The following is a 24,434-nucleotide window of genomic DNA, read 5'->3' on the forward strand; positions in this document are numbered from 1 at the left end:
GAAGCCACGGGCACGCCCCGTGGCTTTACTGTTTGCACGACCGCACACCATCACGGAGCCGAGACATGAGCGATGCCTTGACACCTCACGGAAGCCCGGGCACGAGTGCGGGCGGGCACACCATCGTGATCACCGGCAACCATCACCGGGTGCGGGTGATACACGGCGGTGTGACCATGGCCGATACGCAGGCGGGACTGACACTGGCGGAAACCGGTTTGCCGGACGTGTTCTATTTTCCGCGTTCGGACGTGAACATGGCGCGGCTCGAACGATCGGCGCATACGTCGCACTGCCCGTTCAAGGGTGAGGCGTCGTACTTCCATCTGCGCACGGAAGACGGCCTGATCGAAAACGCCGTGTGGAGCTACGAAACGCCGCTCGAGTCGGCGGCCACGATCAAAGGGTATCTCGCGTTTTACGCATCGCGCGTCGACCGCATCGATCAGACGTCCTGATCCCGCTGTCGCGCGTTCATCGGGGAGGCTGCCATGGAACTGAACGACGCGTTACGGATTCCGCTTGCGCCGTCTGAGGTTTGGGAGGCGTTGCAAGACCTCGCGCTATTACGCGCCAGCCTCGACAACTGCGAGTCGTTCACGCGCCTTGCGCATGGCGAATACGAGCTGATCATGACGGTGCCGCTCGGCCCGCTGCGCGCGCGTTATGAAGCACGCGCCCACGTGGCCGGGCAGGATTCCGGCCCGGCAGACGCGCAGCGCCGCACCATCAACTTCAAGGCGCGCGCCGAAGGCATCGGCGCGTTGCGCGGTCAGATCGAAGTGCGCTTGCGCGCCGACGAAGGCGGGCATGGCGCCGACAAGGCGCGCGGCACGCGGATCGACTACACGATCTGGGCAACCTCGTCCGGCCCGCTCGCCGAACTGCCGACACGTCAACTCGAAAACGCCCTGCATCAACTGGCCGACGACTTCTTCTCCGAGTTCGACGCTGTCGTGCGCGCCAAGCATGGGCAAGGGCCTAACCGTGCGCGGGGCTCGGCGGTGCGCCGTCAGCATGTGTTTCTGCGGCCGATCACACTCGGCGGCATGGCGCGGCGCGTGCGCCCGGACCACGGCAATGCGTTGCCCGGTCGCGCGGCAAGTGCGTCGCATGGACACTCGCACGGGGTCTCGCATCACGAGCCCAGTCCGCACGCAGTGCCGAACTGGGCCTGGGCGGCGATGATCTTTCTGGTGGCGCTGCTGTTGTATGTGGCGCGCTGGATCAGCGAGCATTGATATTCGTCGCTGGGTCGCTCTGGCGTCGCTTTGGCGTCGTTCCGGTGCGCGGGGCGCGTATCGCTGCTGTCGCGCCGGCGCGACTACGAAATTCCGTTGGGCTGCTACGAAACGTCGTCGGCGCAACTAGCGCCGCGTTCGCGCGGTTAGACGCCGCGAAATTCTCTTCGCCATGCGGACGGCGACGTGCGAAACGTCTCCGCGAAATGTTGCCTTAGCGAAGCGGTCGAGCCGAAGCCCGCGATTCCCGCGATCGCTTCCACCGACTCGTCGGTCCCCTCCAGCAGTTGCTGCGCGCGTGCGAGCCGCTGCGCCAGCAGCCATGCGCCCACGGTCGTGCCGGTGGCGAGCCGGAAGCGTCGCGTGAAAGTGCGCCGGCTCATCAGCGCGCGCCCGGCCAGCGAGTCGAGCGTGTGCGGCAATGCCAGATTCCCGCTGACCCAGTCGAGCAGGCCCGACAGCCGGTCGCCGCGCACATTCGGCGGCATGGGCTGCTGAACGTATTGCGCCTGGCCGCCTTGCCGATGCGGCGGCACCACCAGCCGGCGCGCCACATGATTGGCCACTTGCGCGCCGCACATCTTGCGCATCACGTGCAGACAGCAGTCGAGGCCGGCGGCCGTGCCGGCCGAGGTCAGCACGTTGCCGTCGTCGACATAGAGCACGTTGGGGTCGAGGCGCACGCGCGGATAGCGGCGCGCGAAGTCGTCGGCCCATGCCCAGTGCGTCGAGGCCGGCCGCTCGTCGAGGATGCCGGCGGCCGCCAGCACGAATGCGCCGAGACACAGCCCGACCAGTTGCGCGCCGCGCGCATGGGCGGCGCGCAGCGCATCGAGCAGCGCGGCCGGTGGCGTTTCGGCTGGGTCGCGCCAGCTCGGCACGATGATCGTGCCGGCATCGGCCAGCGCTTCGAGTCCATGCGTGACGCCGATCGAAAAGCCGGCCGTGGTGGTCAGCGCGCCCGTTTCGGCGGCGCAGACGCGGAAGTCGAACTCCGGCACGCCGCCGCCGCTGCGGTCCTCGCCGAACACTACGCACGGCACCGAGAGGTGGAACGGACTGATGCGGTCGAAGGCGACCACCGCGACGACGTGCCGGGGCGCTGCGCCGTGCGTCGCGGCAGAAGAAACGGGCGTGGCCATCAGTCACCTCGTGAAATCCGACGATGGCCCGATTCTAGCGAATCTTGTCATTCGGGTCGCTGTCGCGACGTGGGCGGCGGGGGAACAATGCAGTTATCGCCGCGGCTCGTTCTCAGGCCAACCCCGACCGGATCAGTCTGCGCGGCGCCAACCATCCCTTTACCCGACCGAGGAGTCTTGCCATGACCGCCACACCGCGCCGCGCGCTGATCGTCATCGATGTGCAGAACGAATACGTGAGCGGCGATCTGCCGATCGAATACCCGGACGTGCAAAGCTCGCTCGCCAACATTGGCCGTGCAATGGATGCGGCGCGCGCCGCGGGCGTGCCGGTCGTTGTCGTGCAGAATCTGGCGCCGGCCAGCTCGCCGTTATTCGCGCGTGGCAGCAGTGGGGCGGAACTGCATCCGGTGGTGGGCGAGCGGGCTCGCGATCATTACGTGGAGAAGTCCCTGCCGAGCGGCTTTACCGGCACCGATCTGGCCGACTGGCTCGCCGCGCGTCAAATCGACACGCTGACGGTCACGGGCTATATGACGCACAACTGCGACGCGTCGACCATCAACCACGCGGTTCACGCCGGGCTCGCCGTCGAGTTTCTGCACGACGCGACGGGCTCGGTGCCGTATGAAAACAGCGCGGGTTTCGCCAGCGCGCAGGAGATTCACCGGGTATTCAGCGTGGTGCTGCAGTCGCGCTTCGCGGCGGTGGCGAGCACGGACGAGTGGATCGGGGCAGTGGAGGGCGGGGCAGCGCTCCCGCGCGGCAATATCTATGCGTCGAATCAGCAGGCCCGAGCCAGGCGGGCCGCGGCGTAATTAAGCGCCGGCTGTGCGCCGCGCATGCCCGTTGCGCAACGCCGGGCTCAGCTTCAGCGCGTCGAACATGCCTTCGACCATCTGTACGGCGTGGGTGCCGAAATCCGTGGCGTCGGGCAGGAACAGCATGTCGCGCAGCGAACCGCTGACAAACGCGTGCACCATGGCCGCCGCCAGCTTCGTATCCAGATCCGCGGGCATTTGCCCCTTGGAGATGGCGTTGCGCAGACCGCCTTCGATTTTCGTGAGCCCTTCGCGCATATTGGTCTGATAGCGGACCATCACCGGGCCCATTTCCTCGACCAGCTCGCATTTCAGAAACAGGATGTCGAACACGCGCCGGCGACGCGGATCGTTAGCCGTGTCGCGCAGGCAGACCTTGCAGATTTCCATCAGGCGCCCGAGCGGATCGGGCTCGTTGGGGTCGAGCGAGGCGGCTTTGAGTTCGTCCAGCGGCAGCAGCACGCGGTCGAACATCTCCGTAAACAGATCGCTCTTGTGGGCGAAGTGCCAGTAAATCGCGCCGCGCGTAACGCCGGCAGCCTGCGCGATGTCGGCGAGCGACGTACGCGAAACACCCTTCTCGAAAAAAACGCGCTCGGCGGCGTCGAGAATGCTATTGCGCGTCTCCAGCGCCTCTTCTTTGGTTCTTCGGACCATATTGGAATGACCTGCCCTGATTGTGGGGTTTTCCCGGGCGCTTTTAAGTGCGCCCGATGACAATCTGACTACGCCTGAGCGAATTGTGAAGCGATCTTGCGAGCCCCCCGCCCGCAAGAGATGTAAACGCACTTTTACATGCATTCGTGAATGTATATATAATAGCATCCCACGATCGGATAGCCCAAGCCGTGACGACACGTTAATATCCGTCACTGTTGCCTTTCAAAACGCTCTTTGCGCCGTGCCGGAATGGGCGGCGCCGTGCGGCATTTCCCCGGTATGGCGCATTTCGTTGAGGATGCCCAGCAGGTTCGGTTTGCGTGCATGGGGCATCCGGTCAGCGTCGCGAGACGCATGTGTGCGCAACCGTCCCCGGCGTAGGGATGCACGCACTTTTTCATTCTCTCAGTCTTAGACAGAGGTCGCTCCATGCGCGTCGAACGGGTTCCATTCCGCTTAATCAGTGCCGCGACGGCTGCCGTATTGCTGGCAGCGTGCGGGCCAAAACAATCTGCGCCGCCGCCACAAACGCCCGAAGTCGGCGTTGTCACTGTCCAGCCGACGGCCGTGCCCGTCGTCACCGAGTTGCCTGGCCGCACGAGCGCCTTCCTCGTCGCGCAAGTGCGCGCACGGGTCGACGGCATCGTGCTGCGCCGCGAGTTCACCGAAGGCAGCCAGGTCAAAGCGGGGCAGCGTCTGTACAAGATCGATCCGGCGCCGTACATCGCCACGCTGAACAACGCCAAGGCAACGCTCGCGAAGGCGCAGGCCAACCTCGTGTCCACCACCGCGCAGGCCAATCGCTACAAGGTGCTGGTTGCCGCCAACGCGGTCAGCAAGCAGGACTACGACAACGCGGTGGCCTCGGAAGGCCAGGCCGCGGCAGACGTGGCCGCGGGCAAGGCGGCGGTCGACACGGCGCAGATCAATCTGGGCTACACGGACGTCGTGTCGCCGGTGAGCGGCCAGGTCGGCATCTCGCAAGTCACGCCCGGCGCCTACGTGCAGGCTAGCGCCGCCACGCTGATGGCCACCGTGCAGACACTCGACCCGGTCTATGTGGACCTGACGCAATCGAGCCTCGACGGCCTGAAGCTGCGCCGCGAGATGCAGGAAGGCCGTCTGAAGACGAGCGGTCCGGACGCCGCCAAGGTGTCGCTGATTCTCGAAGACGGCCGCACCTATTCGGAAAAGGGCAAGCTGCAGTTCACCGACGTGACCGTCGACCAGGGAACCGGTTCGGTCACGGTGCGCGCGATCTTCAAGAACGCCGACAAGGTGCTGCTGCCGGGCATGTTCGTGCGCGCGCGCATCGAAGAAGGTGTCAACGACCACGCGCTCGTCGTGCCGCAAGTCGGCGTGACGCACGACCAGAAGGGTCAGCCGACCGCGCTGGTCGTCGGTAACGACAACAAGGTCGTGTTGCGTCAGTTGACTACGTCGGGCACTTACGGTTCGAACTGGGTGGTCGAAAGCGGCCTGAATCCGGGTGACCGCGTGATCGTGCAGGGCACCGACAAGGCGAAGCCCGGCATGCAGGTCAAGACCGTCGCCGCGCAACTTCCCGCCACACCCGCTTCCGACGCCTCCGCTCAGGGCGCGCCGGCCGCCAGCGGTGCTGCGCAGACGGCACAACCTGCCTCCGCCGCATCGGGCGCGTAATAACAGGGAGCCCGCCTCATGGCAAAGTTCTTCATTGATCGCCCGATTTTTGCATGGGTGATCGCCATCATTCTGATGCTCGCGGGTATCGCGTCGGTCTTTACGTTGCCGATTGCGCAATACCCGACCATCGCGCCGCCGGCTGTGCAGATCAGCGCGACGTACCCGGGCGCATCGGCGAAAACGGTGGAAAACACCGTCACGCAGGTGATCGAGCAGCAGATGAGTGGTCTCGACCACTTGCTGTACCTGTCGTCCACCTCGGACGATTCGGGTACGGCAACCATTACGCTGACGTTCGCGGCCGGCACCAATCCTGACATTGCGCAGGTGCAGGTGCAGAACAAGCTGCAACTCGCCACGCCGCTCTTGCCGCAAGCCGTGCAGCAGCTGGGCACCAAGGTCACGAAGTCGAGCAGCAGCTTCTTGCTGGTCATGGCGTTCGTGTCCGAAGACGGCAGCATGAACAAGTACGACCTGGCGAACTACGTCGCGTCGAACATTCAGGATCCGGTCAGCCGTATCGACGGCGTGGGCACGGTGACGCTGTTCGGCTCGCAGTACGCGATGCGGATCTGGCTCGACGCGAACAAGCTGACCAACTTCGGCCTCACGCCGGTGGACGTGGAAACCGCGTTGACGGCGCAGAACGTGCAGGTCGCGGGCGGTTCGCTCGGCGGCACGCCGTCGGTGCCGGGCCAGGTGCTGCAGGCCACCATCACGGAAGCCACGCTGCTGAATACGCCTGAACAGTTCGGCAACGTGCTGCTGAAGGTGAACACGGACGGTTCGCAAGTTCGTATCAAGGACGTCGCGCGCATCGAGCTGGGTGGCGAAAACTACAACTTCGACACCAAGTACAACGGCCAGCCGACGGCAGGCTTCGGTATTCAGCTCGCAACCGGCGCGAACGCGCTGGCCACCGCCAAGGCGGTGCGCGCGAAGGTCGCCGAACTGTCGAAGTACTTCCCGCACGGTCTGGTCGTGCAGTATCCGTACGACACCACGCCGTTCGTGCGCCTGTCGATCGAGGAAGTGGTCAAGACGCTGCTCGAAGGTATCGTGCTGGTGTTCCTGGTCATGTACCTGTTCCTGCAGAACCTGCGCGCCACGCTGATCCCGACGATCGCCGTGCCGGTGGTGCTGTTGGGCACGTTCGCGATCATGGGTCTGGTGGGCTTCTCGATCAACACGCTGTCCATGTTCGGGCTCGTGCTGGCAATCGGCTTGCTGGTGGACGATGCGATCGTGGTGGTGGAAAACGTCGAGCGGGTGATGCAGGAGGAGGGCTTATCGCCTCGTGACGCAACCCGCAAGGCAATGGATCAGATTACCGGCGCGCTGGTCGGCGTGGCGCTCGTGCTGTCGGCGGTGTTCGTGCCGGTGGCGTTCTCGGGCGGTTCGGTCGGCGCCATTTACCGGCAGTTCTCGCTGACGATCGTGGCGGCGATGGTGCTGTCCGTGCTCGTCGCGTTGATTCTGACGCCGGCATTGTGCGCGACGATCCTCAAGCCGATCGAAAAGGGTCACCAGGAAAAGACCACCGGCTTCTTCGGCTGGTTCAACCGCACCTTCAACCGGAGCCGCGACAAGTATCACTCGGGCGTGCACCACGTGATCAAGCGCTCGGGCCGTTGGCTGATCATCTATATGGTGGTGATCTTCGCGGTTGGCCTGCTGTTCGTGAAGTTGCCGAAGTCGTTCCTGCCTGACGAAGACCAGGGCACGATGTTCGTGCTGGTGCAAACGCCGTCGGGTTCGACGCAGGAAACCACGGCGCGCGCGCTGAAGGACGTGTCCGACTACCTGCTCAATACCGAGAAGGGCATCGTCGAATCGACCTTCACCGTGAACGGTTTCAGCTTCGCCGGTCGGGGCCAGAACGCGGGTCTCGTGTTCGTGCGGATGAAGGACTACGCGGTGCGTCAGCACTCGGACCAGAAGGTGCAGGCGCTGGTGGGCCGTCTCTTCATGCACTTCGGCAGCTACAAGAACGCGCTGGTGTATCCGGTGAATCCGCCGTCGATTCCTGAACTCGGCACCGCCGCGGGCTTCGACTTCGAATTGCAGGATCGCGCGGGCGTCGGTCACGAAAAGCTGATGGAAGCACGCAATATGTTGCTGGGCATGGCGGCGAAAGATCCGACGCTGGCTCAGGTGCGTCCGAACGGCCTGAATGACACGCCGCAGTTCAAGGTGAACATCGACCACGAGAAAGCTTCGGCCCTCGGCGTGTCGCTGTCCGCGATCGACCAGACGTTCTCGATCGCGTGGGCGTCGCAGTACGTGAACAACTTCCTCGATACCGATGGCCGGATCAAGAAGGTGTATCTGCAGGGCGATGCGCCGTTCCGTATGAAACCGGAAGACCTGAACGCGTGGTACGTACGCAATACCGCGGGTGGCATGGTGCCGTTCTCGTCGTTCGCCAGCGGCACGTGGACCTACGGTTCGCCGAAGCTGGAGCGCTACAACGGTATTTCCGCGGTGGAAATCCAGGGCGCGGCGGCGCCGGGCAAGTCGACCGGTCAGGCCATGACGGCGATGGAAGCGCTCGTGGCGAAGCTGCCGGCGGGTGTCGGCTACGAATGGACGGGCCTCTCGTTGCAGGAACGCCAGTCCGGTTCGCAGGCGCCGATTCTGTACGGCATCTCGATTCTCGTCGTGTTCCTGTGTCTCGCGGCGCTGTATGAAAGCTGGTCGATCCCGTTCTCGGTGATCATGGTGGTGCCGCTCGGTGTGATCGGCGCACTGCTGGCCGCCACGCTGCGTGGGCTCGAGAACGACGTGTTCTTCCAGGTGGGTCTGTTGACCACGGTGGGTCTGTCGGCGAAGAACGCGATTCTGATCGTGGAATTCGCCCGCGAGTTGCAGCAGGGTGAAGGCATGGGGCCGATCGAGGCGGCGCTGGAAGCAGCGCGTCTGCGGTTGCGTCCGATTCTGATGACCTCGCTCGCGTTCATTCTCGGCGTGATGCCGCTCGCCATCAGTAACGGCGCGGGCTCGGCCAGCCAGCACGCGATCGGTACCGGCGTGATCGGCGGGATGTTGACGGCGACCTTCCTCGCGATTTTCATGATCCCGATGTTCTTCGTGGTGATCCGCGCGAAATTCGGCGGTGAGAAGGAAGACCCGGATGAGGCGCTCGCACACTACAACCAGCACCATCCGCATGACCCGCAAGGTGGCGGTTCAACTGGTGAAGGCTCGGGCAAGGACGGACATTGAGATGCAAAAACACTCTCTGATTGCAGTGGCGGTCGCGCTGTTCGCCGCTGGGTGCACGATGGCGCCGAAGTACGAGCGCCCCGCCGTGCCCACGACGAGCACCTTCCCGACCGGCGGCGTGTACGACACGCAGCCGGGCGCGACCCAGCCGGTCCAGCAACAGCCCGGCGCGACCGGCGCCGCGCGCACCGCCAACGGCCAGGCCGCGGCGGATATCGGCTGGCGCGATTTCTTCGTCGATCCGCGCATGCAGCGGTTGATCGAGATCGCGCTGAAGAACAACCGCGATCTGCGCGTGTCGGTGCTGAACATGCAGGCGTCGGCGGCGCAGTTCCGGATCGTTCGCGCCGAATTGCTGCCGACGCTCGACGCTGCGGCTTCGCAAAGCAAATCGCGTACACCGAAGGACCTGTCGGTCTTCGGCCAGACGATTTCCAACTCGTACTCGGTGGGTCTGAATGCGTCGTGGGAAATCGACTTCTTCGGGCGGATTCAAAGCCTGAAGGATCAGGCGTTGGCGCAGTACCTGGCCACGGCTCAAGCCCGCAAGGCGGCGGAAATCTCGCTGGTCTCGCAGGTCGCGAACCAGTACATGACGGTGCTCGAACTCGACGATCTGTTGAAGGTCACGCAGAACACGCTGAAGACTTCGCAGGAATCGTATCGGATCGCCAAGCTGCAATTCGACAACGGTACGGGTTCGGAACTGGATCTGCGTCAGTCGCAAACGGTGGTCGAGCAGGCTTTGGCCAACCTGCAGCAGCAGCAGCGTCTGCGGGCTCAGGCGGATAACGCGCTCGTGCTGTTGCTCGGCGAGCCGTTGCCGGAGGATCTGCCGCCGGGCATGACGTTGGACAACCAGAATCTGCTCACGGACATTCCGGCGGGTCTGCCGTCCGATCTGTTGACGCGTCGTCCCGACATCATGGAGGCCGAAGAGAATCTGCTGGCCGCCAACGCGAACATTGGCGCAGCGCGTGCCGCGTTCTTCCCGAAGGTGTCGCTGACGGGCAGCTTCGGCACGCTGAGTCCGTCGCTCGGCGGTCTGTTCAAGCCGGGTTCGGCCGCGTGGAGCTTCGCGCCGTCGATCACGCTGCCGATTTTCGAGGGCGGACAGAATCTCGCCAACCTCGATCTCGCCAACATCCAGAAGAAAGTCCAGATCGCCACGTATGAGAAGGCGATCCAGACGGCCTTCCGCGAAGTCGCGGACGCATTGGCGGCGCGCGGCACTTACGATCAGCAGATCCAGGCGCTGGAGCGCAATACCTTTGCGGAACAACGCCGGCTGGATCTGTCGAATCTGCGCTATACGAACGGCGTCGACAGTTATCTGTCGGTGCTGACCGCGCAGACGGATCTGTATTCGTCGCAGCAGTTGCTGGTCACTGCCCGGATGGAACGTCTGCAGAACCTCGTGACGTTGTATCAGGCGCTTGGTGGCGGCTGGGTCGAGCATAACGGCGATCAGCCGCGTCCGGCCGACGCACCGGTTGACTACGGCGCAGCGAGTGCGCCGGTGGCGGCTTCGGCGGCTACGGCGGGTTGAGTCTTGTAGTTTGAGGCGCGCACGGCGGTTCTCTGTTTCAGCGAAACCGTCGTGCGCAGCCGGTCATAAAAAAAGCCACGGCATGCCGTGGCTTTTTTTATCCGCGGCGCTCGCGCGAAGTGGCTCGCGCGGCGCCTGATTGCGTGCCGCTCAGTGCAGGTCCGCGGCGCGCAGCATCTCGTCGCTTCGCGGTTCATTGCCGCCGCGTCCGTCGAAATCGTGACCGGCGCTGCGAATTTCGCAGCGTGCCTTCTTCTCGCTCTTCACGCCGTTGAAGATCAGGTTCAGCACGACCGCCGACACCGAAGCCAGCAGAATCCCGCTATGCAGCAGCGGCGAGAGCGCCGGCGGCAGCTTCGAGAAGAAGTGCGGCGACACCACCGGCACGAGACCCAGCCCGATACTGACCGCGACGATGAACAGGTTGTGATGGTTCTTCACGAAGTCGACCTTCGAGAGCACCTTGATGCCGTTCGCCGCGACCATGCCGAACATGACGATGCCCGCGCCGCCGAGCACGAACGGCGGCACCGATGCGACCACTTGCGCCATCTTCGGGAACAGACCCAGCAGCACCAGGATCACGCCGCCCATGGCGCACACAAAACGGCTCTTCACGCCAGTCACGCCAATCAGGCCGACGTTCTGCGAGAACGAGGTATGCGGGAACGAGTTGAAGATGCCACCGATCAACGTGCCCAGACCGTCGACACGCAGACCGCGCACCAGCGTCTTCTGATCGACCGGACGATCCACCATGTCGCCGACCGCGAGAAACATACCGGTCGATTCGATGAAGGTGACGAACATGACGGTGACCATCGTCGCGATCGACAGCGGGTCGAAGTGCGGCAGGCCGAAGTGGAACGGCATGACGAAGCCGACCCACGGCGCATGCGTGACGCCTTCCATGTTCACGCGGCCGAGCACCAGCGCGATCACGAAGCCCGCGACGATACCGAGCAGCACCGAGATATTGGCGAGGAAACCCTTGGCGAACTTGTTGATCAACAGAATCAGCATCAGCACGATCAGCGAGAGACCGAGATAGACCGGATTGCCGTAATCGGGATTGCCTACGCCGCCTGCCGCCCAGTTGATGCCGACTTCCATCAGCGACAGACCGATCACCGAGATCACCACGCCGATCACGACCGGCGGGAAGAAGCGCAGCAACTTGCCGACGGCGGGCGCGAGCAGGATGCCGACCACACCGGCCGCGATGGTCGAGCCGAAGATGTCGAGAATGCCGAGCGAAGGATTGGTGCCGATCGCGACCATCGGACCGACGGCCGCGAACGTGCAACCCATGATGACCGGCAGACGGATGCCGAAAATCCACAGACCGAGTGTCTGAATCAGCGTGGCGATGCCGCAGGAAAACAGGTCGGCGCTAATCAGGAACGCGATCTGATCTTTCGGCAACTTGAGCGCCGCGCCGATGATCAGCGGGACCGCGACCGCGCCGGCGTACATCACCAGAACGTGCTGAATGCCGAGGGTGAGCAACTGGCCTGCGGGCAGTCGCTCGTCGCACGGGTGAACCGTGTTCGATTGCATATCGTCTGTCTCCACCATCTGGTTTTTGGGATGGCTCCAAGGTATCGGGGACGAAAAGGTGCAACAAGACCACTGGGGCCTATTCCGGCATTCCCGGTGACGATATGCGAGCGCGCCTTTTGAAAGCCAACATAAAGGTGTGAACGTCGCCCATCGGCGGTCAGCCCCTTGCAGCAGCGATGCGACGCCGCGCGCCGTGCGAACCCGGCTTGACGCGATATGTGTGAGAATCAATGAGGTGTATCTCACTGGGCGCATAGTCCTGTTTTGACGCGGCTCGCAGCGTAGACGGGTTAACCCGCGATTCGGGATTGTTTGCGTGCATTCGGGCGCGTTTCCGAAGCGGTGCGCCGGTCAGGGAAAATACGCTTTTTGAGCACGCTTTCGCGTGCCCATCTCGGTCCACAATTTCACGCACAATCATCCATGAGTTTTCTCGGCATCGACCTCGGCACCGGCTCTCTCAAAGTAGCGATCGTCGACGAAAACGGTCGCGAGCGGGCGGTGGCGAGCGTCGCTTATGCAATCGAAACGCCGCATGCGGGTTGGGCCGAGACGTCGGTGCAAACGTGGTGGCGCGCGCTATGCGAAGCCGCCGCGCGTTTGCCTGACGGATTGCGCCGCGATGTGCGGGCCATCGGCTTTTCCGGGCAGATGCACGGCGTCGTGCTGATCGACGAAGCGGGCGAAGCCGTGCGGCCCGCCATGCTGTGGCCCGACACGCGCGCGCTGGCCTTGCTCGGCGAGTGGCCCGAGCCGCAGCCGAATCCGGTTGCGCCCGGCATGGCCGGTCCGCTGCTGCGCTGGATCGTGTTGCACGAACCGCAATCCGCGAGCCGCACTCGTTGGGCGCTGCAACCGAAAGACTGGCTGCGCGTCGCGCTGGGCGGCGCGATCGCGACCGATCCGTCCGATGCCTGCGCCACCGCGCTCGCCGATCCCGCCGGCGTGTGGGACGCGGCGCTGCTCGCCCGGCTCGGAATTCCGCATGAGTGGTTCGCGCCGCTCGCGCCGTCTTACGCCGCAGGGGGCGTGCTATCGGAGCAGGCGGCGCAGGCGCTGGGTCTGCGCGCCGGCATCGTGCTCGCAACCGGGGCTGCCGATACGCCTTGCGCCGCTCTCGGCAGCGGACTCGCTCGCGACGGCGACGCCTTGCTCACCACCGGCACCGGCGGACAAATCGTCGTGCTGGCCGAACACGCGCCCGCTGCGGTCAGGGGCTTGCACCGCTATCGGGCAGCGAGCGATCACTGGTATCGGATGGCGGCGATGCAGAACGTCGGCATCGCGCTCGAACGTGTACGCGGTTGGCTCTCCTATGAGTGGGCCGATGCGTATCGTGATGCGTTCGGCGACGCAGCGGTTGCGAGCCCAACGGCCGCATGCGGCCTCACCTTCCTGCCTTACCTCACGGGCGAACGCACGCCTTGGCTCAATCCGATGGCGCGCGGCGGCTGGCTCGGCCTCGCGCTCGATCACACGCGCGGCACGATGATGCGCGCCGCGTTCGAAGGCGTCGCGTTCTCGCTGCGCGCCGGGCTCGACGCGATTCGCGCGAGCGGCGCGACGGTGAGCGCATTGAAGCTGGCGGGCGGCGGTTCCATCGACGCGCGCTGGCGCCAGTTGCTGGCCGATGCGTTGAATGTCGAGCTGCACGCGGTCGATTGTCCGAACGCGGCGCCGCGCGGCGCGGCCATGCTCGGCGGTCTCGCAAGCGGGCACTGGCACGCGAGCGATCTCGCCGCGCTCGCGCCCGGCGCGACTCGTGTCGCCGGTCCGCAAGGCGATGCAGCGCTTGCAGAACGCTACACCCGCTTTCTCGATCTCTACGGACGTGTCGAGACATGGTTCGCCGACAAACCTCAGCGCTGAGCGAAACCATGTCGAGTTCAGACAATGCCGTGACGCACTTTGCAATACCATGACGTGTTTCGCACGCTAAGGTGTCGCTCGGCGCACTGCGCCGGGTGGCGGCGCCACTGTGCGCCCTGAGCCTGACACACGCATCAACCGCAGTACCGAATCGCAGCACGTGTGCGCCGCAATGATGTCGGCGCGCGACGCGCCTTGCATTGACAGACTCACAGGAGCATTCACGATGAAGACCAAAGCAGCAATCGCATGGAAAGCTGGCGCGCCGTTGACGATCGAGGAAGTCGATCTGGAAGGTCCGCGCGCCGGTGAAGTCCTGATCGAAGTGAAGGCCACGGGCATCTGCCATACCGATTACTACACCCTCTCCGGCGCGGATCCGGAAGGCATCTTCCCGGCGATTCTCGGCCATGAAGGCGCGGGCGTGATCGTCGACACGGGTCCGGGCGTCGGCACCTTGAAAAAGGGCGACCACGTCATTCCGCTTTACACGCCGGAGTGCCGGCAATGCAAGTTCTGTCTGTCGCGCAAGACCAACCTCTGTCAGGCCATCCGTTCGACGCAAGGCAAGGGCTTGATGCCGGATGCCACCTCGCGTTTTTCTCTCGACGGCAAGCCTTTGTTTCACTACATGGGCACGTCCACGTTTTCGAATTACATCGTCGTGCCGGAAATCGCGGTCGCGAAGGTGCGTGAAGACGCACCGTTCGACAAGATCTGCTACATCGGCTGCGGTGTGACGACGGGTGTCGGCGCGGTCGTGTATTCGGCGAAGGTCGAGGCGGGTGCGAACGTGGTGGTGTTCGGCCTCGGCGGCATCGGGTTGAACGTGATCCAGGGCGCGAAGATGGTCGGTGCGGACAAGATCATCGGCGTCGACATCAATCCGGGCCGTGTGGAACTGGCGAAGAAGTTCGGCATGACGCACTTCATCAACCCGAACGAAGTCGAGAACGTGGTCGATCACATCGTGCAACTCACCGATGGCGGCGCGGACTATTCGTTCGAATGCATCGGCAACACCAAGGTGATGCGCCAGGCGTTGGAGTGCACGCACAAGGGCTGGGGCCAGTCGTTCATCATCGGCGTCGCGGCGGCGGGCGAGGAGATCAGCACGCGTCCGTTCCAGCTGGTGACGGGCCGCGAGTGGAAGGGCTCGGCGTTCGGCGGCGCACGTGGCCGCACGGACGTGCCGAAGATCGTCGACTGGTACATGGAAGGCAAGATCAATATCGACGATCTGATCACGCACCGTCTGCCGCTCGAACGCATCAACGAGGGCTTCGATCTGATGAAGAAGGGCGAGTCGATCCGCTCGGTCGTGCTGTACTAACGCGGCGTAACGAGGAGCATCGGCATGCTTGAACTTCTGTCGTCGCACGCCTGTCATGGCGGTGAGCAGCGCATTTATAAACACGACTCGCAGACCATCGGCCTGCCGATGCGCTTCTCCATCTATCTGCCGCCGCAGGCTTTGCGAGCCAACGCGAACGTGCCCGCGCTGTTCTACCTCGCGGGACTCACGTGCACGGAAGAGACCTTTGCGGTCAAAGCCGGCGCGCAGCGCTTCGCGGCGCAGCACGGCATTGCGCTCATCGCGCCGGACACCAGTCCGCGCGGCGCGGGCGTGCCGGGCGAAAGCGCGGCGTGGGACTTCGGCGTGGGCGCGGGCTTTTACGTCGACGCCACGCAGCAGCCGTGGGCGCAGCACTATCGCATGTACTCGTACGTGCGCGACGAGCTGCGCGAAACGGTGCTCGCGAATCTGCCGGTGGACGGCGCGCGCCTCGGCATCTTCGGGCATTCGATGGGTGGTCACGGCGCGCTGATGCTCGCGTTGCGCAACCCTGAGATCTATCGATCGGTGTCGGCGTTCGCGCCGATCGCCGCGCCGACGCGCTGCCCGTGGGGCGAGAAAGCGTTCAGCGGCTATCTGGGCGACGACCGCGAAGCGTGGAAACAGTACGACGCGAGCGAGCTTGTGGCGCAGGCGTCACGCAAGTTTTCGGCGGGGATTCTGGTCGATCAGGGCCTCGCGGATCAGTTCCTCGCGGAGCAGCTGAATCCGGACGTGTTCGAAGCCGCTTGCCAGGCAGCCGGTCAGCCGCTGACATTGCGCCGTCACGCGGGGTATGACCACGGCTACTACTTCATCTCGACGTTCATCGAGGATCATCTCGCGCATCACGCGAAGGTGCTGCTCGGCTGAAGTCTCTCGCAGGACGATGGCGGCGGTGTGCCGGTGCGTCACCGCCATCGTCCTCGTCCTCGCTCAACGCCGTCGCAACAAACTCCCGCCATACACCAGCGCCGACAACACGGTGATCCAGAAGCTCGTGGGCCAATCGGTGTAGAACGCGAGCGTCAAGCCGAGCCACGCCTGCAACAGCGCAAACACAGCGGCGAGCACGAGGCCGGCCGATAAGCGCGTCGTCATGTTTTGCGCGCCGGCGGCCGGGCCGACCATCAGCGTGAACACCAACAGCACGCCGACGATCTGCGTACATGCCGCCACGGCGAGCGCGGCAATCGCGAGAAACAGCACGGACACGAGGCGCAACGACACGCCCTTGGCCTCGGCCAGTTCCGGCTGCAACGAAGCGAACAGCAGCGGCCGCATGATCGCCGCGAGCGCCATCAGACTCACCACGCCTAGGGCCGCCAGCACCACGAGCGTCGACGCATTCACGCCGAGCACATTGCCGAACAGCAGCGCGGTGACCTGGGTCGCATACGCGGTGAAGAAGTGCAGAAACAGCAAGCCGAAGCCGAGCGAGAGCGAAAGGATCACGCCGATCGCCACATCGCGTCCGGCGAGGCGCTCGCCGAGCGCGCCCATGCCGACGCCCGCCGCGAGCGTGAAGCCGATCATCCCCCAGATCGGCGAGATGCCGATCAGCACCGCGCCGGTCGCGCCGGTGAAGCCGACGTGCGAGAGCGCGTGGCCCGCGAAGGTCTGCCCGCGCAGCACGAGAAAATATCCGACCACGCCGGCCAGCACCGCGACGATCCCCGACGCCGCGAATGCGTTCACCATGAAATCGTATTCAAACATCGTGCGTGTGTCCGTCGCTTGAGTCGTGCTGGTGTGAGTGGCCGTGCGAGCGGCCATGCGAATGTGAATGCGCGTGCGAGTGGCTGTGGCCGCCGTCTTCGTCGTGTTCGTGCTCGTGATCGTGTTTCTCGACTTCCACATCGCCCGACATCACGAAGATGCGGCCATTCACGCGCATCACGTCGATCGGCGAGCCATAGAGACGCGACAGCACCGGCCGGGTAATCACTTCGTCGACGGTGCCGAGCGCGGCCACGCCGCTGCCGAGATACAGCACGCGATCGATCGAGTTCAGCAGCGGATTCAGTTCATGCGCCGAAAACAGCACGGCGATGCCGAGTTCCTGCTGCACGCGCCGCACCAGTTCGACCACGCTCTTCTGATGATGCGGGTCGAGGCTGATCAGCGGTTCGTCGAGCAACAGCAGTTTCGGATTGCCGAGCAGACATTGCGCGAGCAGCAGCCGTTGACGCTCGCCGCCCGACAGCTCGGACAGCGGCCGCTCGGCAAGCTTGCGGCCGCCGACCAGATCCAGCACACGCTCGACGTCGGCGCGAGTGGCGGCGTCCGCATGCGGCAAGCCCCAGCGATGACCGTCGGCGGCCATCGCGACGAAATCGCGGCCGCGCACGCGGCGTCCGGCGAGCGCACTGCGCGTCTGCGGCATATAGCCAATCGACGCGTGGCCGCGCTCGACGGGTTGACCCAGCACGCGGATCACGCCGTGGGCGGCGGGCACGAGACCGAGCACGGCGCGCATCAGCGTGGTCTTGCCCGCGCCGTTCGGCCCGAGCACGCCGATGAATTCGCCCTGATTCACCACGAAGCCGGTGTCGCGCAGAATCGTGCGGTCGCCGAGTTCGAGCGTCACGTGCTCGAGTTCGAGCACGGGTGTGGTGGTGGGGGCAGGCGCTGGCGCGCTGCGGCCAGTCTGAGTCATTGGGTTTTTCCTTTCGCGCCCGACGCAGCCGCATTGGCATGGCCCGCGGCCAGCGCCGTGCCCAGCGCGTCGAGCTGCGTGAGCATCCACGTCTGGTAGGTCTTGCCGGCCGGTTCGGTCTCGGTGACGCTCATGGTCGGCACCTTCGATTGCTGCGCGAGCTTCAACATGCGTTTGGTCAGGGCCTCGGTTGCCTGGCTGTTATAGATCAGAACACGGACGCGCTTTTCGCGCAGATCGCCTTCGAACGCAGCGATATCCGCCGCGCTGGCTTCCGTGTCGTTCATGGTGGCGAGCTGGAAGCGCAGATTGCGCATGGTCAGGCCCACCGCGTCGGACATATAGCCGAACACCGGCTCGGTCGCCGTGACCGGCACGCCCGCGTAGCGGCCGTGCAGCTCGGCGACCTTGGCGTCGACCGGTTTCAGCGAATCGAGAAACTTCGCGAGATTCGCATCGTACGCCGACTTGTGCGCCGGGTCAGCCGCGACGAGCGCTTCGCTCACCGCGCGCGCCACTTTCGGCATGGTGGCCGGGTCGTACCAGAGGTGCGGATTATCGCCGCTCTTCTTGCCGGTGAGATCGGCGGCGACGATCGTGACGCGCTTCGTGCCCTTCGACGCCGCCAGCAATTTTGCCATCCACGGATCGTAGTCGGCGCCGTTGTAGACCACAAGGCTTGCATGCTGCAACGCGCGCGCCGTCTTGGGGCTGGCTTCGAACAGATGCGGATCCTGGTCCGGATTGCTGAGAATGCTCGTCACGTCGACGCGATCTCCGCCCAGTTGCTGCACCACGTCGCCGTAAAAATTTTCCGCGGCGACCACCGGAATTTTTGCATCCGCGGCCATTGCGGCGTGGCCGAACGCGAACGCCGCGGCACTCGCGGCGAGGTACTTCGACAGCTTCAGCGCTCGCTGCGCCCCGTTCAACATCGAGCCGAATTTCTTCATTGTTCTGTCCTGCTGCGTGAGAGTTGAAAGAACCACAAACGTTGGGAAGGGTGTGCCTGGTTTATGCCGGCTTGACGCACCGTCTCATGCCGAACCACCCGCTGGCCGCACCGCGCGGGCACACAGTGCGCACAGCCCGCTGAGTTCGACGACCTGGCGATGCACTTCGAAGCCATGTGCCGGCGCGCTATGCGACAACTGTTCGGCGAGATCGTCGCCGGGAATCTCGACGGTCGCACCGCAGCCGTCGCACATCAGGAACTGGCTGCGATGCGGCACGCCGACTTCGCAGCAGGCCACGAATGCATTCTTCGATTCGATCCGATGGACGAAGCCATGCGCGAGCAGAAAGTCCAGCGCGCGGTACACGGTCGTGGGCGGCATACGGCCGCGCTGGGGTTCGAGCGCGTCAAGCAACTCGTAAGCGCCGATCGGCCGCTCGTTGGCGACGATCGCCTCATACACCTGACGACGCAGCGGCGTCAGCGCGAGACCGTGCAACGTGGCATGCGCTTCGGCATGCGCGAGCCGCACGGCATGGCGTTCTGCAATCGATGTAGCCATCAGCGAGGAGCTCCTGACGAAAAGGCGATCAAGCGGCGAAGGCTTCGAGGCGAAGCGAGGTCGCAATGATATAACGTATCTCGAATTTTTGTCAGCGGGTTGAGTGGAATGGAGATTGGCTGTCTTCGATTTCTCGTATTAGTGTGGTTCGAAGCAGGGAAGGCCACCTGATGTCCTGCCGCGCTGCACCATCGAAATCTGCTCGGGCGCCTTGACATGACCCGGTGCGTATCCGATCATTCGATCACAAACAGAGCAATTGTTCGCGCAACGAGCGTTCGCTCACCGCGCCTCAAGAAGCGAAACGAACCGGAGACAAGCAGTGGCGGCACGATTGCAAGACAAGGTGGCCATTCTGACGGGCGCGGCAAGCGGAATCGGTGAAGCCGTAGCCCGCCGATATCTGGACGAAGGCGCGCGCTGCGTGCTGGTCGACGTGAAGCCGGCGGACAGTTTCGGCGACGCGCTGCGTGCCGCTTACGGCGAACGCGTGCTGAGCGTGAGCGCCGACGTCACGCGCCGCGAGGATATCCAGCGCATCGTGGCGAGCACGCTGGAGCGCTTCGGCCAGGTCGACATTCTGTTCAACAACGCGGCGCTCTTCGATATGCGCCCGATCCTCGACGAATCCTGGGACGTGTTCGACCGACTCTTCGCGGTCAATGTGAAGGGCATGTTCTTCCTGATGCAAGCCGTCGCGCAGAAGATGGTCGAGCAGGGCCATGGCGGCAAGATCATCAATATGTCGTCACAAGCCGGCCGGCGTGGCGAGGCGCTCGTCTCGCACTACTGCGCGACCAAGGCGGCCGTGCTCAGCTACACGCAGTCGGCGGCATTGGCGCTCGCGCCGCACAAGATCAATGTGAACGGTATCGCGCCGGGCGTCGTCGATACGCCGATGTGGAACGAAGTCGACGCACTTTTCGCACGCTATGAAAACCGGCCGCTCGGCGAGAAGAAACGCCTTGTCGGCGAAGCGGTGCCGCTCGGCCGCATGGGCGTGCCGGACGATCTGACCGGCGCCGCCCTGTTTCTCGCGTCGGCGGATGCCGACTACATCACCGCGCAAACCCTGAACGTGGACGGCGGCAACTGGATGAGCTGAGTCCGCGCCGTTCATCGTCATTTTCGTAGAACAAACGCTGTACTACATAACGTACGAGAAAGGAGACAACACATGAAGCCAGCTCTCAAATCCACGCTAAAGGCGGTCAGTGCCGGCGCTGTTGCATGCTTTGCATTGAGCGCGTCGGCGGCCACGGTGACGATCGCCACGCTGAACAATCCGGACATGATCGAGCTGAAGAAGCTCTCGCCCGCATTCGAAAAGGCGAATCCGGACATCAAGCTGAACTGGGTGATTCTCGAAGAAAACGTGCTGCGTCAGCGCGCCACCACCGACATCACGACCGGCAGCGGCCAGTTCGACGTGATGACGATCGGCGCGTACGAAACGCCGCAATGGGGCAAGCGCGGCTGGCTCACGCCGCTCACCAATCTGCCCGCCGATTACGATCTGAACGACGTCGTGAAGACGGCCCGCGACGGCCTCTCGAGCGGCGGCCAGTTGTATGCGCTGCCGTTCTACGTCGAAAGCTCGATGACGTATTACCGCAAGGACCTGTTCGCGGCCAAGGGCCTGAAGATGCCCGATCAGCCCACCTACGACCAGATCGCGCAATTCGCCGACAAGCTCACCGACAAGGCCAATGGCATGTACGGCATCTGTCTGCGCGGCAAGGCGGGCTGGGGCGAGAACATGGCCTACGGCACGACGGTGGTGAACACGTTCGGCGGCCGCTGGTTCGACGAGAAGTGGAACGCGCAGCTCACCTCGCCGGAATGGAAGAAGGCGATCACGTTCTATGTCGATCTGCTGAAGAAAGACGGCCCTCCGGGAGCGAGCTCGAACGGCTTCAACGAGAACCTCACGCTGATGTCGTCCGGCAAGTGTGCAATGTGGATCGACGCGACGGTCGCTGCCGGCATGCTCTATAACAAGCAGCAGTCGCAGATCGCCGACAAGGTCGGGTTCGCCGCGGCGCCGATCGCGGTCACGCCAAAGGGCTCGCACTGGCTGTGGGCCTGGGCGCTGGCGATTCCGAAGTCGTCGAAGCAGGCTGACGCGGCGAAGAAGTTCATCACGTGGGCCACGTCGAAGGAGTACATCGAACTGGTTGCGAAGGACGAAGGCTGGGCCTCGGTGCCGCCGGGAACGCGTCAATCCACCTACGCTCGCCCCGAGTACAAGCAGGCAGCACCGTTCGGCGACTTCGTGCTGAAGGCGATCGAAACGGCGGATCCGGAGCATCCGACCCTCAAGCCGGTGCCGTACACCGGTGTGCAGTTCGTCGGGATTCCTGAGTTCCAGTCGTTCGGCACCGTGGTCGGTCAGAGCATCTCCGGCGCGATTGCCGGTCAGATGACGGTCGACCAGGCGCTGGCAGCGGGCAACGCCACGGCGGATCGCGCCGTGAAGCAGGCCGGCTACCAGAAGTAAGCCACGAGCGTTACGTGGCACGCGCCGGCTGACGCCCGTCAGCCGGCCCACGCAGCACAGCGGGCCGTTTCCGCCGCGCGGGCGCCGCGACATCGCAGGGTGTCGCTGCGGTTTTCATGCGGCTTCAGGCGGCGGCCCGCGCATTACCGAACAGGTGGTCAATCATGCGTCCTTTGCGCCTACCTCTCATGCATGCCCAACCCCAGACAGAAAAAGAACGCGAAACTCGCAAAGCCAACTCCGCCCGCTGGCTAGTCTCGCCTTCGGTTGCCGTGCTGGTGCTGTGGATGGCGATTCCACTCGCGATGACGATCTGGTTTTCGTTCTCGCGCTACAACCTGTTGAACCCGGACCTCAAAGGCTTCGCGGGTTTCGACAACTATAAGTATCTTGCCAGCGATCCGTCGTTCGGACCTTCGATCGGACACACGCTCGAACTGATCATCTCGGTCCTCGTGATCACGGTGGTCGGCGGCGTGCTGATGGCGATTCTGTTCGACCGCAAGTTTTACGGGCAAGGGATCGCGCGGCTGCTCGCCATCGCGCCGTTCTTCGTGATGCCGACCGTGAGCGCGCTGATCTGGAAGAACATGATCCTGCATCCGGTGTATGGCCTGATCGCGCAGGGCATGCGCGCCATGGGCATGCAGCCGATCGACTGGTTCGCCGAATATCCGCTGACAGCGGTGATCATGATCGTGGCGTGGCAGTGGCTGCCGTTTGCGTTCCTGATTCTGTTCACGGCGATCCAGTCGCTCGATCAGGAGCAGAAGGAAGCGGCGCGGATCGACGGAGCGGGTCCGTTCTCGATGTTCTTCTATATCACGCTGCCACACCTGAAAAGGGCGATTGCGGTGGTGGTGATGATGGAAACCATTTTCCTGCTGTCGATCTTCGCCGAAATCTATACGACCACGGGCGGCGGTCCGGGCACCGCGACCACCAACCTGTCGTACCTGATCTATTCGCTGGGCCTGCAACAGTTCGACGTCGGTCTCGCCTCGGCGGGCGGCATTCTCGCTGTCGTGCTGGCCAATATCGTGTCGTTCTTCCTTGTGCGGATGCTCGCGAAGAACCTGAAAGGGGAGTACGAAAAATGAGCCAGGTTGCCTCTACCCCGGTGTCGAGCACGACACCCATGACCGTGCCGGCCAAGTCGCCGTTCGCCGCGATTCGCCGCGGCATCCCCGGCGTGATCGCTTGGCTCGTCGCGTTGCTGCTGTTCTTTCCGATCTTCTGGATGACGATCACCGCGTTCAAGACGGAGCAGCAGGCCTATTCGTCATCGCTGTTTTTCATCCCGACGCTCGATAGCTTCCGCGAGGTGTTCGCGCGCAGCAATTATTTTTCGTTCGCGTTGAATTCGGTGCTGATCTCGGCGGGCGTGACGATTCTGTGCCTGATACTCGCCGTGCCGGCCGCGTATGCGATGGCGTTTTTCCCGACCCGCCGCACACAGAAAGTGCTGCTGTGGATGCTCTCGACCAAGATGATGCCGTCGGTCGGCGTGCTGGTGCCGATCTATCTGCTGTGGAAAAACAGCGGCATGCTCGATACGGTATCCGGCCTCGTGATCGTCTACACGCTCATCAACCTGCCGATCGCGGTGTGGATGTCGTTCACGTACTTCGCCGAAATTCCGCGCGACATTCTCGAAGCCGGGCGGATCGACGGCGCCGCGACGTGGCAGGAAATCGTCTATCTGCTGATGCCCATGTCGCTGCCGGGACTGGCTTCCACTGCGCTGCTGCTCGTGATCCTGTCGTGGAACGAAGCGTTCTGGAGCATCAACCTGTCGAGTTCGAACGCCGCGCCGCTGACTGTGTTCATCGCCTCGTATTCGAGTCCCGAGGGCTTGTTCTGGGCCAAGCTGTCCGCCGCTTCGCTGCTGGCGGTCGCGCCGATTCTGATTGTCGGCTGGCTGTCGCAGAAGCAACTGGTGCGCGGCCTCACGTTCGGGGCGGTCAAATGACGTCAGGCACGAGTGGAAGCACGGCGGTCGGCAATTTCGCGCTGATCTGCGATTGCGACGGCGTGTTGATCGACAGCGAAGCCGTGGCGGCGCGCATGCTGGTGCGCGAACTCGAAACACTGTGGCCCGGCACTGATGTCGAACCGGTGGTGCTGCCGTTGCTCGGACTACGCATCGAGAAAGTGCTGCAAGGCACCGCCGCGCAGCTCGGCAGAAGCCTCACGCTCGAGGATATCGATGCGATCCGCCGCGCGGTGGAAGCGGCGGCGATGCAGGCACCGACAGTCGACGGCATCGAGGCCGCATTGGCTCAGGTGCCGCTCACCAAAGGTTGCGCGAGCAACAGCTTCCGCCCGTATGTGGAATCGGTGCTGGCGCGCACGGGCCTCGTGAGGTTTTTCGGCGACCGCCTGTTCTGCGCCGATACGGTGCCGAATCCGAAGCCCGCGCCCGATGTTTATCTGGCGGCGGCGAGGGGGCTCGGCCTCGCGCCCTCGTGGTGCCTCGTGGTGGAGGACAGCGTCACGGGCGTGACGGCGGCGAGCGCGGCGGGTATGACGGTGCTCGGTTTCATAGGCGGCGGTCATGCGAGCGATGCGCAGATCGACAAGCTCCATGCGGCGGGCGCGCGTCACGTATTCGACGACATGCAGCAGCTGCCGGAACTGGTCGCGCAATGGACGCTGAGCGTGACGGCCGCCGCGCCGTAAACGGC

21 protein-coding genes are annotated in these 24,434 nt (G+C 64.0%); 14 read left to right on the forward strand and 7 right to left on the reverse strand.

The genetic code is table 11. The features are described 5' to 3' along the window. Nucleotides 1-65 precede the first annotated feature (65 nt). Nucleotides 66-458: a DUF427 domain-containing protein gene (locus P0D71_RS09355; protein ID WP_408295980.1), complete on the forward strand. Its 393-nt coding sequence runs from the start codon at nucleotides 66-68 to the stop codon at nucleotides 456-458. A 33-nt stretch (nucleotides 459-491) separates the two neighbouring features. Beyond that, nucleotides 492-1,241, forward strand: coding sequence for an SRPBCC family protein (locus P0D71_RS09360; RefSeq protein ID WP_091799427.1), 750 nt, complete (start codon nucleotides 492-494; stop codon nucleotides 1,239-1,241). Nucleotides 1,242-1,387: 146 nt separating this feature from the next. On the opposite strand, the gene P0D71_RS09365 is transcribed toward P0D71_RS09360, so the two are convergent. Then, nucleotides 1,388-2,383 carry a helix-turn-helix domain-containing protein gene (locus P0D71_RS09365; RefSeq protein ID WP_091799430.1) on the reverse strand — a complete coding sequence of 332 codons (996 nt, stop codon included), beginning with the start codon at nucleotides 2,381-2,383 and terminating at the stop codon, nucleotides 1,388-1,390. A gap of 182 nt (nucleotides 2,384-2,565) precedes the next feature. Here P0D71_RS09365 and P0D71_RS09370 point away from each other — a divergent pair, with 182 nt between their 5' ends. After that, complete coding sequence (locus P0D71_RS09370) at nucleotides 2,566-3,201, forward strand: cysteine hydrolase family protein (RefSeq protein WP_408479787.1); 636 nt, start codon at nucleotides 2,566-2,568, stop codon at nucleotides 3,199-3,201. Here P0D71_RS09370 and P0D71_RS09375 read toward each other — a convergent pair whose 3' ends face one another. Continuing rightward, on the reverse strand, nucleotides 3,202-3,861 hold the full coding sequence (locus P0D71_RS09375; RefSeq protein WP_408351595.1) for a TetR family transcriptional regulator: 660 nt from the start codon (nucleotides 3,859-3,861) through the stop codon (nucleotides 3,202-3,204). Nucleotides 3,862-4,293: 432 nt separating this feature from the next. On the opposite strand from P0D71_RS09375, the gene P0D71_RS09380 reads away from it, so the two are divergent. From P0D71_RS09380 to P0D71_RS09390, 3 genes are read left to right on the forward strand one after another with little or no spacing between them, the layout of a single operon-like run. Continuing rightward, on the forward strand, nucleotides 4,294-5,526 hold the full coding sequence (locus P0D71_RS09380) for an efflux RND transporter periplasmic adaptor subunit (protein WP_408186540.1): 1,233 nt from the start codon (nucleotides 4,294-4,296) through the stop codon (nucleotides 5,524-5,526). Between the two features lie 18 nt (nucleotides 5,527-5,544). Beyond that, nucleotides 5,545-8,754 carry an efflux RND transporter permease subunit gene (locus P0D71_RS09385; RefSeq protein ID WP_091799442.1) on the forward strand — a complete coding sequence of 1,070 codons (3,210 nt, stop codon included), beginning with the start codon at nucleotides 5,545-5,547 and terminating at the stop codon, nucleotides 8,752-8,754. Between the two features lies 1 nt (nucleotide 8,755). Further along, nucleotides 8,756-10,303 (forward strand): efflux transporter outer membrane subunit, encoded by a 1,548-nt coding sequence (locus P0D71_RS09390; protein ID WP_408479788.1) that lies wholly within the window; start codon nucleotides 8,756-8,758, stop codon nucleotides 10,301-10,303. A 150-nt stretch (nucleotides 10,304-10,453) separates the two neighbouring features. Here the strand turns inward: P0D71_RS09390 and P0D71_RS09395 are convergent, their stop codons facing one another. Continuing rightward, nucleotides 10,454-11,863 (reverse strand): nucleobase:cation symporter-2 family protein, encoded by a 1,410-nt coding sequence (locus P0D71_RS09395; RefSeq protein ID WP_091801041.1) that lies wholly within the window; start codon nucleotides 11,861-11,863, stop codon nucleotides 10,454-10,456. 426 nt (nucleotides 11,864-12,289) lie between these two features. Between P0D71_RS09395 and P0D71_RS09400 the strand changes: the two genes are divergently transcribed. From P0D71_RS09400 to fghA, 3 genes are all read left to right on the forward strand, one after another. Then, complete coding sequence (locus P0D71_RS09400; RefSeq protein ID WP_408479789.1) at nucleotides 12,290-13,735, forward strand: xylulokinase; 1,446 nt, start codon at nucleotides 12,290-12,292, stop codon at nucleotides 13,733-13,735. A 226-nt stretch (nucleotides 13,736-13,961) separates the two neighbouring features. Then, nucleotides 13,962-15,068, forward strand: a complete 1,107-nt coding sequence (locus P0D71_RS09405; protein WP_020069206.1) for an S-(hydroxymethyl)glutathione dehydrogenase/class III alcohol dehydrogenase — start codon at nucleotides 13,962-13,964, stop codon at nucleotides 15,066-15,068. A 24-nt stretch (nucleotides 15,069-15,092) separates the two neighbouring features. Then, complete coding sequence (gene fghA / locus P0D71_RS09410) at nucleotides 15,093-15,944, forward strand: S-formylglutathione hydrolase (protein ID WP_408479790.1); 852 nt, start codon at nucleotides 15,093-15,095, stop codon at nucleotides 15,942-15,944. A 63-nt stretch (nucleotides 15,945-16,007) separates the two neighbouring features. Here fghA and P0D71_RS09415 read toward each other — a convergent pair whose 3' ends face one another. From P0D71_RS09415 to P0D71_RS09430, 4 genes are all read right to left on the reverse strand, one after another. After that, complete coding sequence (locus P0D71_RS09415) at nucleotides 16,008-16,790, reverse strand: metal ABC transporter permease (RefSeq protein ID WP_408479791.1); 783 nt, start codon at nucleotides 16,788-16,790, stop codon at nucleotides 16,008-16,010. Then, nucleotides 16,783-17,730: an ABC transporter ATP-binding protein gene (locus P0D71_RS09420; RefSeq protein ID WP_091799457.1), complete on the reverse strand. Its 948-nt coding sequence runs from the start codon at nucleotides 17,728-17,730 to the stop codon at nucleotides 16,783-16,785. Before P0D71_RS09420 ends, P0D71_RS09415 begins: the two co-directional genes overlap by 8 nt. Then, the gene (locus P0D71_RS09425) at nucleotides 17,727-18,683 is read right to left on the reverse strand and encodes a metal ABC transporter solute-binding protein (protein ID WP_408479792.1); all 957 of its coding nucleotides are present in this window, start codon (nucleotides 18,681-18,683) and stop codon (nucleotides 17,727-17,729) included. Before P0D71_RS09425 ends, P0D71_RS09420 begins: the two co-directional genes overlap by 4 nt. Nucleotides 18,684-18,767: 84 nt before the next feature. Further along, a complete protein-coding gene (locus tag P0D71_RS09430) occupies nucleotides 18,768-19,247 on the reverse strand; it encodes a Fur family transcriptional regulator (RefSeq protein WP_408186533.1) in 480 nt (159 codons plus the stop codon). Nucleotides 19,248-19,569: 322 nt separating this feature from the next. Here P0D71_RS09430 and P0D71_RS09435 point away from each other — a divergent pair, with 322 nt between their 5' ends. The 5 genes from P0D71_RS09435 to P0D71_RS09455 all read left to right on the forward strand — a co-directional run bounded on the left by P0D71_RS09435 (nucleotide 19,570) and on the right by P0D71_RS09455 (nucleotide 24,429). Continuing rightward, nucleotides 19,570-20,352, forward strand: coding sequence for an L-iditol 2-dehydrogenase (locus tag P0D71_RS09435; RefSeq protein ID WP_408479793.1), 783 nt, complete (start codon nucleotides 19,570-19,572; stop codon nucleotides 20,350-20,352). 72 nt (nucleotides 20,353-20,424) lie between these two features. Then, nucleotides 20,425-21,747 (forward strand): ABC transporter substrate-binding protein, encoded by a 1,323-nt coding sequence (locus P0D71_RS09440; RefSeq protein ID WP_091799469.1) that lies wholly within the window; start codon nucleotides 20,425-20,427, stop codon nucleotides 21,745-21,747. Nucleotides 21,748-21,911: 164 nt separating this feature from the next. Further along, a complete protein-coding gene (locus P0D71_RS09445; protein WP_408296016.1) occupies nucleotides 21,912-22,847 on the forward strand; it encodes a carbohydrate ABC transporter permease in 936 nt (311 codons plus the stop codon). A 38-nt stretch (nucleotides 22,848-22,885) separates the two neighbouring features. Next, nucleotides 22,886-23,719, forward strand: a complete 834-nt coding sequence (locus tag P0D71_RS09450; protein ID WP_286162061.1) for a carbohydrate ABC transporter permease — start codon at nucleotides 22,886-22,888, stop codon at nucleotides 23,717-23,719. Continuing rightward, nucleotides 23,716-24,429, forward strand: coding sequence for an HAD family hydrolase (locus P0D71_RS09455; protein ID WP_408479794.1), 714 nt, complete (start codon nucleotides 23,716-23,718; stop codon nucleotides 24,427-24,429). The genes P0D71_RS09450 and P0D71_RS09455 overlap by 4 nt, the downstream gene beginning before the upstream one ends. Nucleotides 24,430-24,434: the final 5 nt, after the last annotated feature.

Source organism: Paraburkholderia sp. RL17-383-BIF-A (genome assembly GCF_046028015.1).
Taxonomy (GTDB): domain Bacteria; phylum Pseudomonadota; class Gammaproteobacteria; order Burkholderiales; family Burkholderiaceae; genus Paraburkholderia.